An 11,778-nucleotide genomic window follows, 5' to 3' on the forward strand; every position below is an offset into this window, starting at 1 on the left:
ACGCCGTGGTCCCCGAATTGGCCTGACCAATTTGCGCCTGTCTCCCGCCCGCCCGATCATGTGCTCACGCCGGTCGCCAACGCTCGCGAGCCACTACGACGAGCCACGCCCGGCACCCCGACCCCACAATCAGGAGGCACCATGAGCCAGGCTACGCTCGCCATCAAACTGCACGACCTCGACGACGTGCTGATCGCACGCGGCGCACTCGCCGCCGGTACGATTCTCGCCGATTTCGACGATATTGTTTGCGCCGCCGACATTCCCGCCGCCCACAAGGTCGCCTGCCGCGACGTCGCGCAAGGCGCGCCGGTGCGCCGCTACGGCCAGATCATCGGCTTCGCCACGCAGCCGATTCGCGTCGGCGACCACGTGCATGTCCACAATCTCTCGATCGGTGAATTCGACCGCGATTACGCTTTCGGCGAAGACCTCAAGACCGTCGAGCCCGCGAGCGCGCCGCTGACTTTCAACGGTTTTCGCCGCGCCGACGGCCGCGTGGCCACGCGCAACTATATCGGCGTGATCAGCACGGTCAACTGCTCGGCCACCGTCACGAAGCTGGTTTCGCAGCACTTCAGCACGCCGGGCGCGCTCGATGCGTACCCGAACGTCGACGGCATCGTGCCGATCACGCACAGCTTCGGCTGCTGCATCGACCATCATGGCGAAGGCATCGCGCAACTGCGCCGCACGATCGGCGGCTACGTGAAGCATCCGAATTTCGCGGGCGTGGTCATCATCGGTCTCGGTTGCGAGGCGAACCAGATGGGCGCGATGTTTATCGCCGAGGGCGTCGAGCCCGGCCCGCTGCTCGTGCCGCTCGTGATGCAGGAAGAAGGCGGCACGCAAAAGACCGTGGACGCAGCGATCGCCGCCGTGAAAACCATGCTGCCGATCGCGAATCAATCGGTGCGCGAGCCGCTGCCGGTTTCGCACATCAATATCGCGCTGCAATGCGGCGGCTCCGACGGCTATTCGGGCATCACGGCGAACCCGGCGCTGGGCGCGGCCGTCGATCTGCTCGTGCGTCACGGCGGCACCGCGATTCTCTCCGAAACGCCCGAGATTTACGGTGCGGAACATCTGTTGACGCGACGCGCGATCAGCCAGGAAGTCGGCGAAAAGATCGTCGAGCGCATTCACTGGTGGGAAGCCTACGCGGAACGCGAGAAAGGCAGCATCGACAATAATCCGACGCCTGGCAACAAGGCCGGCGGCCTCACGACGATCCTCGAAAAGTCGCTGGGCGCGGTGGCGAAAAGTGGTTCCTCGCCGCTGATGGGCGTGTATCGCTATGCCGAACCGGTCGACACGCACGGCCTCGTCTTCATGGATGCGCCGGGTTACGACCCGATGGGCGCGACCGGCCAGATCGCCAGCGGCGCGAATCTCGTGGTCTTCACGACGGGACGCGGTTCGTGCTTCGGCGCCAAGCCCGCGCCCTCGATCAAGCTCGCGACCAATTCGCCGATGTATCGCCGCATGGCCGACGACATGGACATCAATTGCGGCGACATCATGGACGGCACCGCAAGCGTCGAGCAAAAGGGCGAGGAGATTTTCCGCATGATCGTCGAGGTGGCGTCGGGCGGCAAGAGCAAGAGCGAAGCGCTCGGCATCGGCAACGAGGAATTCGTGCCGTGGATGATCGGCGCGCAGATGTAACGCCGCGCGCGGCATGCCGTGTGTTTCGCTGCATGCCGCGCCATCGCCTCGCATGACCTTTGAAGAATGAAAACCGGCCGCACGCCCGCATGCGTGCGCGCCAGAATAAGCAGGAGACTCAAGGTGAAAATCAAACAGGCCATCGAACGCTTTCCTGGAGGGATGATGGTCATCCCTCTGCTCTGGGGCAGCGTACTCAATACGTTCGCGCCGCGCGTGCTCGGCATCGGCAGTTTCTCGACGCAACTCGCGCATGGCGCGCTGCCGATTCTCGCGGTGTTCTTCGTCTGCATGGGCGCCGAAATTCAGTTTCGCACGGCGCCGCGTGCGCTGCGAAACGGCGCGGCGATCACGATCGCGAAACTCGTCAGCGGTGTGCTGATCGGGCTCGTGGTCAGCAAATTCTTCGGCGCGCAAGGGTTTCTCGGTTTATCCGGCATGGCGATCATCGCGGCCGTCACCAATGCAAACATGGGTCTCTACGCCGCACTGACGCGGCAATTCGGCGATGAAATGGATCGCGGCGCGCTCGCGGTGCTGTCGATCCTCGAAGGCCCGTTCATCACGATGGTCGCGCTCGGGCTGTCCGGCCTCGCGAAGATTCCCGTGCTCGATCTCGTGGCGACGATCCTGCCGATCGTCATCGGCATGGTGCTCGGCAATCTCGACGCCGACATGCGCAAATTCCTCAAGTCGGGCGGCGATCTGCTGATTCCGTTTTTTGCGTTCGGGCTCGGCGCGCAGATCAATCTGCATGCGATTCTCGGCGCGGGTCTGTCCGGCATCGTGCTCGGCCTGATCACGCTCGCGGCAGGCGCCGTGTTCAACGTGCTGGCGTCGCGCCTGATGGGCGGCTCGGGCGTCGGCGGCATGGCGGCCTCGACCACGGCCGGCAACGCGGTTGCGACGCCGACCGCGATCGCCGCCGTCGATCCGCGCCTCGGCGCGCTCGTGTCGGTGGCGACGCCGCAAATCGCGGCCTCGACCATCGTCACGTCGCTGCTCGCGCCGTTGATGACGGCGGCTTACGCGCGCTGGCGCGCGAAGCGCACCGCGAGCACCGGGCGCACACACTCGACTTCGCGCGACGATGCGCATGCAGTGCCGGTTATCGACGTCAACGCCCACGCGGATCGCGTGCATTGATTCAGACCTCGCGCGCGCGACCCGCAAGTTAATGTAAGGTGCGCGCGCATCGAGTGCTGATAAACTCCCGTTCACGCCGGTTCACAGAACGCAATAAAGCGCACAGCCGGCGTTCGATTACCACGCGGGGTTTATATGTACATTCGCATTCTGGCGATTCTTCTGGTCGCCGCCACGACGCTCGGCCTTTCGGCCTGCAATACGATCGCTGGCTTCGGCCAGGACATCACCGACTCGGCGCGCACCGTGCAGCACGCGCTGTAACGCAAAACCGCCCCGCTCCGCACAACGCAAAAAAAAGCCGACCCGAAGGTCGGCACGGAGCGGTTCCGGGGCTTTGTCGTCGGCGCCCGGAACCAGAGAGAAGCGTTGTTATGTGTTACAGGGGGTTCGTTGCAGCGGCGACTGTTCCGCGTTCATGCGGCGAGCGCCTTGCGGATCGCCGCGGACAATTCGGCCGGGGCGAACTTCGTGATGTAGCCGTTCGCGCCCGCGTTGCGCGCGTGCGCTTCGTTTGCCGCGCCCGTGAGCGACGAGTGAATGATCACGGGAATATGCTTGAGCCGATCGTCGGCCTTGATCTTGCGTGTGAGCATGAAGCCGTCCATCTCGGGCATTTCCAGATCGGTAATCACGAGCGACACTTTCTCGCGCACCGGCACCTTTTCCTGCGCAGCTTCCTCCGCGATCTTCAGCAGCATTTGCCACGCCATTTCGCCGTTCGACGCAATCACATGCGGCGCTTCGAGCGCCGTGAGCGCCTGACCGATCAACGCACGCGCGAAGCCCGAATCGTCGGCGGCGAGAATGCGGCCGCCCGCCGTGCGCAGCGCGTCGCCCACCGCTTCGGGCTTCACGTCTTCGTGCTGCTCCGGGAACACGTCGCGCATCACCTGCTCGACGTCGAGCACCTGCGCGAGACGCGTCTGTCCATTGCCCGCGTCGATGCGCGCGATCCCCGTCACGTAGCCCGACGTGCCGCTCGATTCGGCGCTCAGCACTTCCTTCCATTCGAGGCGGATGATGTCCTCGACCTCCTCCACCGCGAACGCCTGGGTGCCGCGCGAGAATTCGGTGATGAGCAGGATCGCGGGCGGCTTGTCCGACGCCGAACCGATCAGCGAAGCAATGTCGATCACCGGAATGATCTGGCCGCGAATATCGACCGCGCCCACCAGATGCGCGGGCGAACCGGCGATCGGCGTGACTTCCGGCATCGTCACGATTTCGCGGATCTTGAACACGTTGATGCCGTAAAGCCCGCGCCCGGCGCCCGGACGCGCCTCGCCGAGGCGAAACAGCAGGAGTTCTAAGCGGTTGTTGCTGGTGAGCGTGGTGCGTTCGTCGACGCCTGGCTGGATCGTCTTCATGGAATTTGTCTAAGGAATTGCGTCGTTTCTGCGTCGTTTTGGCTGGCGCTCGCCGGGATGTCCTGCGCATCTGTCCCCGCTCTGCACGACCCTCTACCCGGGATATCGGCAGCGCCCGGCGAAGCTTGAACGCGATCGGCCACCCTTTCCTCGCACCCGCCCAAGCTTTCAAAATGCAAACGCCACTCGTTCGAGTGGCGTCTGGATGTCATGCGGCGATCATCACGCCGCGCTCAGGCAGAAATCACGCGATTTTCGCGCGCCCCGCTTCCACGAGACGGCGATAGCGCGCCAGCGCCCAGAGCGGGAAATACGCGGTATAGCCGTGATACTTCAGGTAGTAAATGCGCGGGAAACCCGGTGCGTTATGCGAGCGATGCCACCAGAAACCGTCGCTGTCCTGCACCGAGAGCAGATACGCAATCCCGCGCTGCACCGACTCCGATTCGTAGTCGCCGAATGCCATTTGCGCGAGCAACGCCCACGCCGTGAAATTCGACGCGCTCTCGCCGCCATTGGTGCCCGCGAGTTTCGCGTCGATATAGCTGTCGTTGGTTTCGCCCCAGCCGCCGTCCGCGTGCTGGCGCGCCTTGAGCCAGGCAAGCGCGCGCGCGATATACGGCTGGCGCGGATCTTCGCCCGCGAGCGCGAGTCCCGCCAGCACGCTCCACGTTCCGTAAATATAGTTGGTGCCCCAGCGGCCCCACCAGCTGCCGTCCTCGCGCTGCGTCGTCTTGATGTAGTCGATGCAGCGCGCGAGCGAGGCGCGCTCCTCTTCGCGGCCCGTCACGCCGAAACACAGCAACACGCGGCCCGACACGTCTTCGGTCGGCGGATCGAGCAGCGCGCCGTGATCGGCGAACGGAATCGCGTTCAGATACAGGCGGTCGCAATCGGCGTCGAAGGCCGCGAAACCGCCGTTGCGCGATTGCAGACCGCGCATCCAGTCGAGCGCGAGCGACACGCGCGCCGCGTACGGATCGCGGCCCGTCCTGCGCGCCTCCGCGCGACCGCGACGATGCAGCATGGCCGCCACCACCGCGCTGTCGTCGATATCCGGATAGTACGGATTCTCGTACTGGAACGCCCAGCCGCCCGGCGGCACGTCGGGCTGCACATTCTCGATCCAGTCGCCCTTGAGGTCGTCGACCTGACGCTCGGCGAGCCAGTCGTAAGCGCGCGCGATCTGCTGGTCGAGTTGCGCGACCGGCGTGGAGGCCGCGCGCGTTTCGCCCGTTGATCCCGACGCTTCGACGGCTTCTTCCGCAGGCACCGCGAGCGCCTGCTCCAGCGCCATCGTGCTCCACGCAGTATCCCAGACCGGCGAGAGGCACGGCTGGCAATACACGCTGCCGTCCGGGCGCTCGATCAGCAGTTTTTCGAGCGCGTTTTCGCAGTCGCGGCGCAGCGCGTGGTCCTCGGGATAGCCAAGCACGTCCATCATCTGGTAGCTGTAGACGATCGGCGGAAAGATGCCGCCCATGCCGTCTTCGCCGTTCATGCGTTCGGCGCACCACGCTTCGGCGTGACGAATCGCGCGCTTGCGCAGCGCGCCCGGAATCAGCGGTTCGATATGGCGTATCGTGCGGTCGAGCGCGAGAAACAGCTTGCGCACGCCCTTGCCGGGCGGAAAGTAGTCGCGCTCCTCGTCCGGCGGCGTGACGAACAGTTCGGCGATCGACACCGCGTGCGGATTGCGCGCGCGCGCCTTGAGCGAGCAGAGCACGAGCAGCGGCACCATGGTCGTGCGCGCCCAGTACGCGACCTTGTACATCGAGATCGGCACCCACTTCGGGAACAGCACGAACTCGATCGGCATGAACGGCGTGGCGCGCCACGGCACCTGGCCGAAGGTGGCGAGCAGGATGCGCGTGAAAACGTTCGACTTCGCCGCGCCGCCGAGCTTGAGAATGGCGTCGCGCGCGCGCTGCATGTGCGGCGCGTCGGGCGCGTCGCCGGCGGCTTTCAGCGCGAAATAGGCCTTCACGCTGGCCGAGACGTCGGGCGCGCCGTCGACGTAGAGGTCCCACGCGCCGTGCGTTTCGAGACGCTGGATCGCACGCAGATAGCGCGCCATTTTCTCCTGGCGCACGGTGTCGATCTTGCCCATGAAATGCATCATGAGGATGTATTCGGCCGTGATCGTGGCGTCGGATTCCAGCTCGAAGCACCAGCTTCCGTCGGGCGCCTGGCGGCGCGCGAGCGCGTCGCGTCCGCGCACGATGGCGGCGTCGAGCAGCGCCGCGAATGGCAGGTCGGATTTTTTCATGGCGCGAATAATACCATCCGTACGGAATGTTTTGCGCCGCCGCCGGCAATGGTAAGATCGAACCATGAAGAATCTCAACGTCAACGCACCGGCGCGCGCTGCCGGACGCGCCGAAGGCGCTACGAAGCCGCGCGCCACCCGCAAGACGCCGGCGCCCAAAACTCCCGCACAGAGCGCCGCGAAATCCTCGGCGGAATCCACCCGGAAAACCACTCCGAAGCCCGCATCAAAGCCCGCGACGCAATCCGCAGTCCCCGCTTCCGAGGCCCCCGCTTCCGGCACGCGTCGCAAGAAAGCCCCGGCGCAGGTGCGTGCGCAATTGCTGCAGGCCGCGTCCGATATCGCCACCGATCACGGCGTGCAGGCCGTCACGCTCGAAGCCGTCGCGGAGCGCGCCGGTGTGACCAAGGGCGCGTTGCAATATCACTTCGTCAACAAACAAGGACTCCTTGACGCCCTGTTCGAGCAGACGCTCGAACGTTTCGAGGACCAGATGGAAACGCGCCTCGCCGCCGACCGCAAGGACGCGCGCGGCGCAGCTTCGCGCGCCTATCTGCACACCACCATCGACGAAACGAGTCCGGCCGCCAGCACCAACGTGCTGCGCGTGCTGGTCGCCGCGATGATGACGGACCCCGAGATTCGCGAGCGCTATTCCACGCCGATGCGCAAGTGGACGCGCCCCGATCCGCTGCCGCTCGATCAGGCCGCGCGTCTCATGATCTGCCGTCTCGCGGCAGACGGCCTGTGGATCTCCGACCTGCTCGGCTATCAGGACATGTCGTCCGAACTGCGCGACGAAGTCGTGCGCCAGATCGAGCGCATGACGCTCCTCAAGCCGTAGGCGCGCGCGCCGTCGAGGCCCGCACCACGAGCCGCGGCGCCGAGGTCACGCACACCGTCGCCTCGCGCGGCGCCTTGCGCTCTTTCGCCGCTCGCCCCGTCTGCGCGATCAGCTCGCGCAGCAGCTTCACCGCCAGCCCCGCCGCTTCCGCCGTCGGCACCGCGACCGTGCTCAGCGCGGGCCGCGATTCGCTCGCCAGCTGAATGTCGGTGATGCCGACCACCGACAACTGACGCGGCACGTCGAAGCCCAGATCGGCGGCGGCCTGCATCGCGCCCAGCGCGGGCAGATCGTTGGTCGTGAACAGCGCGGTGAGATCGGGGTGGCGGCCGAGCAGTTCGCGCGCCGCCGCGTAGCCGCCCTGCGTGGTATCGGGCGTGAAGATGGTCGGCGCGGCCGCGCCGTCGAGCCCCGCCACGCGCATCGCATCGAGAAAACCTTCGTAGCGCGCCGCATGAATGCCCGTCGCCTTGCTGCCGACGATCGCGCCCACGCGCCGATGTCCCAGCTCGATCAGATGACGCGCCGCGAGTTCGCCCGCGAGCCGGAAATCCACGGCCACGCACGGCAGGCCCGGCGGTTCGAGCGGACGTTCCCACATGCACAGCACGACCGGCGCGCCACGCGATTCGGTGCGGCGCAGATCGTCGAAATCGAGGTTCGCATTGGTCACGAGCACGCCTTCGGACAGCGTGCCGGCAATCTGCTCCAGATACGCGCGGCCCGTCACCGGATCGCCGTCGGTATTGCAGATGATGAGGAATTGCCCGGTATTGCGCAGCGCGTTTTCGACTGCGAGCGCGAACTCCGGATAAAACGGATTGGCGATACTCGGCACCATCAGCGCCATCGTGGGCGCGCGGCCCTCCGCGAGCGCACGCGCGGGCAGATGCGGACGGTAGCCGAGCGCCGCGATCGCCGCCAGCACGCGTTCGCGCGTGGCCTCGCCCACGCGACCGCGTCCGCGCAGCACGTTGGACACGGTCGCGGGCGTGACGCCGGCATGGCGCGCGACTTCGGCAAGAGTGGGCGTGGGCATGAAAGCTCAATATATGGGAATGCGTTTCAACATTTGCCTGATCGCATGCGGCGACGGCACCATAGACCTCGCATTCAAAACGAATCCGGAGACAAGCAACCTGCGATCGCGCCCACGATCGATTTTTTTCGGTTGCCTGATTAAGCGCTTAATCTCCGCTTCGTGCCGATTAAAACATGGAGACGGGACGCATGGCGAGCATTTCCTTGAGAGGCGTGCAGAAGGCCTACGGCGACAACGCGCCGGTGATCCGCGATGTCGATCTGGAGATCGGCAAAAACGAATTCTGCGTGTTTCTTGGACCTTCGGGCTGCGGTAAATCTACCTTGCTGCGCATGATCGCGGGACTCGAAGACGTCACCGACGGCGACGTGTCGATCGGCGGCAAACTCGTGAACGACGTGCCCGCCGCGCAGCGCGGCGTGGCGATGGTGTTCCAGAGCTACGCCCTCTTTCCGCACATGACGGTCTACGAGAACATGGCCTTCGGCCTGAAGCTCGCGAAAACCCCGAAAGCCGATATCGACCGCAAGGTGCGCGAAGCCGCGCGTATTCTGCAGCTCGAAGCGCTGCTCGAACGCCATCCGAAAGCGCTCTCGGGCGGCCAGCGCCAGCGCGTGGCCATCGGCCGCGCGATCGTGCGCGAACCGGGCGTGTTTCTCTTCGACGAACCGCTGTCGAATCTCGACGCCACCTTGCGCGGCCAGACCCGCATCGAAATCGCGCGCCTGCACAAGCAGTTCGCCGAAGCGAGCGTGGTCTACGTCACGCACGACCAGATCGAGGCGATGACGCTCGCCGACAAGATCGTGCTGCTGCACAGCGGTCAGGATACCGAACGATATGGCAGCATCGCCCAGGTGGGCGCGCCGCTCGATCTGTATCACCGGCCCGCGAGCCGTTTCGTGGCGGGCTTCATCGGTTCGCCGCGCATGAATTTTCTGGCCGCGACGGTAACCGCCATCGACACGAACGGCGTGAGCGTCACGCTCGACGGCAGCGGCGAAACGCTCACGCTGCCGCGCCAGGGCGGCACGCTCGCAGTGGGCGCGCCGGTCACGCTCGGCGTGCGGCCCGAGCATCTCGAACCCGTGCACGAAGCCGCCGCGCCGCAAGCCGACACGCTCGCGCTCACGCGCAAGGTCACGCTCGTGGAAGCGCTCGGCGAGCACAGCTACGTGCATCTGGACCAGCCCGGCGGCGCGGTGCTGATCGCGAAGGCGCCCGGCGACGCGCGCCTCGATTCCGGCGACACCGCGCATTTCCGCGCGAGCGCCGCGCTCTGCCATCTGTTCGCGGAAAACGGTTTCGCCGTCGCGCCGCTCGACATCGTCGAGACTCACGCCTGAATCCACGCGCACGCGTTCGATCGATCAGGAATCCGTATCGATTCGGAACGCGCGCACGAACCCAACGAAAAGAGGACACCGCAATGCGTCTTGGAGTTTGCTACTACCCCGAGCACTGGCAGGAAGCGATGTGGAAGGACGACGCCGCGCGCATGAAGGCGCTCGGCATCGAGCAGGTGCGCATCGCCGAATTCGCATGGAGCCGCATGGAACCGTCGCCCGGCGAATATGACTGGGGCTGGCTCGACCGCACCGTCGACACGCTCGGCAACGCGGGCCTGAAAGTGGTCATGTGCACGCCCACGGCCACGCCGCCGAAGTGGCTGATCGACCGCCATCCGGAGATTCTGCCCGTGGGCGCGGACGGCCGCGTGCGCGCGTTCGGCTCGCGTCGTCACTATGATTTTTCGTCGCCCGAGTATTACGAGGCGTCGAAGCGCATCTGCGAAGCGGTCGCGCAGCGCTACGGCCAGCATTCCGCCGTCGCTTACTGGCAGACCGATAACGAATATGGCTGCCACAACACCGTCGTCAGCTATTCGCCGGCCGCCGTGAAGCGTTTTCGCGAGTGGCTCAAGGCGCGCTACGGCAGCATCGGCGCGCTCAATACGGCGTGGGGCGCGGTGTTCTGGAGCATGGAGTACCGCAGTTTCGACGAGATCGACGCGCCCATCGGCACCGTCACGGAAGCGCATCCTTCGCATCGGCTCGACTATCGCCGCTTTGCGTCCGACGAGGTGCAGCGCTACAACCGCATGCAGGTGGACATCATCCGCGCGCATTCGCCGGGCCGTCCCATCGCGCACAACTTCATGCAGCTGTTCACGGAGTTCGATCACTACAAGGTGGCCGCCGATCTCGACGTGGCATCGTGGGACAGCTATCCGCTCGGCGCGCTCGAGGAGCAGTGGTATGCGCCGGACGTGAAGGCGCGTTATCTGCGCACGGGCCATCCCGACTTCGCGTCGTTCAATCACGATGTGTATCGCGGCATGTCGAAGCTGCCGTTCTGGGTGATGGAGCAGCAGCCCGGCCCCGTCAACTGGGCGCAGTGGAATCCCGCACCGCTGCCAGGCATGGTGCGCCTGTGGAGCTGGGAAGCGTTCGCGCACGGCGCGGGCTGCGTGTCGTATTTCCGCTGGCGTCAGGCGCCGTTCGCGCAGGAGCAGATGCATGCCGGGCTGAACACGCCCGACAACCGGCTCGATATCGGCGGCAGCGAAGCCGCGCGCGTGGCCGAGGAAATCCGCACCGTGCTCGCCGACGCGCAAGCCGATGCGAACGCGCAGGTAAAAACGCCCGTCGCGCTGGTGTTCGATTACGAGGCCAAGTGGCTGTTCGAAGTGCATCCGCAAGGCGCGGATTTTCACTATCCGCGCTTTGCCGTGGAGTATTACTCGGCGCTGCGCTCGCTTGGTTTCGACGTCGACATCGTGTCCGCGCATGCGCCGCTCGACGGCTACAAGCTCGTGGTCGTGCCGCCGCTGCCCGTGCTGCCCGACGACTTCGCGCAGCGTCTCGCGCAGTCGGGCGCGCAGGTAATCGTCGGTCCGCGCACCGGTTCGAAGACCGTCGATCTGCAGATTCCCGCGAATCTGCCGCCGGGTCCGCTCGCGTCGCTCCTGCCGGTGCGCGTGTGGCGCGTGGAATCGCTGCGTCCCAACGTGACCGAGCCGGTTGAATTCGGCGCGCAGACGGGTCACGCGCGTCACTGGCGCGATCTGATCGAATTGAGCGAATCGAGCGATGCGCAGCAAGACGGCGCGAGCGAAGTCCGCGCGCGTTTCGGCGACGGCCATCCCGCTTACGTGAAGCACGGCGCGGTGCACTATCTCGCGAGTCTGTTCGACGACGACGCCACCCAGGCGCTGTTCGCGCGCATCGCCACCGAGGCGGGACTCGAACCCGCACCGCTCGGCGACGCCGTGCGCGTGAGCCGTCGCGGCGGCCTCACGTGGGTCTTCAACTACGGCCCCGGCACGCACACGATCGACGCCACGATCGCCGATAGCGATTTCGTGATCGGCACGCGTGCGATCGAGCCGCAGGGCGTCTCGGCGTATCGCTCGTCAGCGGCATAAAACGCAGGGCAT

Annotated in this window: 9 protein-coding genes; 6 read left to right on the top strand and 3 right to left on the bottom strand. The window is 65.7% G+C overall.

All coding sequences use genetic code 11. The annotated features are described in order from the left end of the window. Positions 1-141 precede the first annotated feature (141 nt). The 3 genes from SB764_RS21125 (at position 142) to SB764_RS21135 (ending at position 3,078) form a co-directional block, all read left to right on the top strand. The gene (locus SB764_RS21125) at positions 142-1,668 is read left to right on the top strand and encodes a UxaA family hydrolase (RefSeq protein ID WP_074986495.1); all 1,527 of its coding nucleotides are present in this window, start codon (positions 142-144) and stop codon (positions 1,666-1,668) included. Between the two features lie 66 nt (positions 1,669-1,734). Continuing rightward, entirely contained in the window at positions 1,735-2,814 is a 1,080-nt protein-coding gene (locus SB764_RS21130) for a 2-keto-3-deoxygluconate permease (protein WP_410864758.1), read from the top strand. Between the two features lie 135 nt (positions 2,815-2,949). After that, positions 2,950-3,078 carry a hypothetical protein gene (locus tag SB764_RS21135; RefSeq protein WP_258365468.1) on the top strand — a complete coding sequence of 43 codons (129 nt, stop codon included), beginning with the start codon at positions 2,950-2,952 and terminating at the stop codon, positions 3,076-3,078. 152 nt (positions 3,079-3,230) lie between these two features. Here the strand turns inward: SB764_RS21135 and SB764_RS21140 are convergent, their stop codons facing one another. Together SB764_RS21140 and shc are read right to left on the bottom strand one after the other, a co-directional pair. Continuing rightward, positions 3,231-4,184 carry a chemotaxis protein CheV gene (locus tag SB764_RS21140; RefSeq protein ID WP_065058993.1) on the bottom strand — a complete coding sequence of 318 codons (954 nt, stop codon included), beginning with the start codon at positions 4,182-4,184 and terminating at the stop codon, positions 3,231-3,233. A 244-nt stretch (positions 4,185-4,428) separates the two neighbouring features. Beyond that, positions 4,429-6,453 carry a squalene--hopene cyclase gene (gene shc, locus SB764_RS21145; protein WP_321870368.1) on the bottom strand — a complete coding sequence of 675 codons (2,025 nt, stop codon included), beginning with the start codon at positions 6,451-6,453 and terminating at the stop codon, positions 4,429-4,431. Between the two features lie 64 nt (positions 6,454-6,517). Here shc and SB764_RS21150 point away from each other — a divergent pair, with 64 nt between their 5' ends. Beyond that, complete coding sequence (locus SB764_RS21150; RefSeq protein ID WP_183716438.1) at positions 6,518-7,297, top strand: TetR/AcrR family transcriptional regulator; 780 nt, start codon at positions 6,518-6,520, stop codon at positions 7,295-7,297. On the opposite strand, the gene SB764_RS21155 is transcribed toward SB764_RS21150, so the two are convergent. Then, complete coding sequence (locus SB764_RS21155) at positions 7,287-8,336, bottom strand: LacI family DNA-binding transcriptional regulator (RefSeq protein WP_124261638.1); 1,050 nt, start codon at positions 8,334-8,336, stop codon at positions 7,287-7,289. The genes SB764_RS21150 and SB764_RS21155 overlap by 11 nt on opposite strands. 191 nt (positions 8,337-8,527) lie before the next feature. On the opposite strand from SB764_RS21155, the gene SB764_RS21160 reads away from it, so the two are divergent. Further along, complete coding sequence (locus SB764_RS21160; protein ID WP_343666418.1) at positions 8,528-9,685, top strand: sn-glycerol-3-phosphate ABC transporter ATP-binding protein UgpC; 1,158 nt, start codon at positions 8,528-8,530, stop codon at positions 9,683-9,685. A gap of 83 nt (positions 9,686-9,768) precedes the next feature. Beyond that, positions 9,769-11,766 (top strand): beta-galactosidase, encoded by a 1,998-nt coding sequence (locus SB764_RS21165; protein WP_410864761.1) that lies wholly within the window; start codon positions 9,769-9,771, stop codon positions 11,764-11,766. Positions 11,767-11,778 lie beyond the last annotated feature (12 nt).

Origin of the sequence: Paraburkholderia sp. SIMBA_027, from assembly GCF_046535315.1 — a bacterium.
Taxonomy (GTDB): Bacteria; Pseudomonadota; Gammaproteobacteria; order Burkholderiales; family Burkholderiaceae; genus Paraburkholderia; species Paraburkholderia tropica.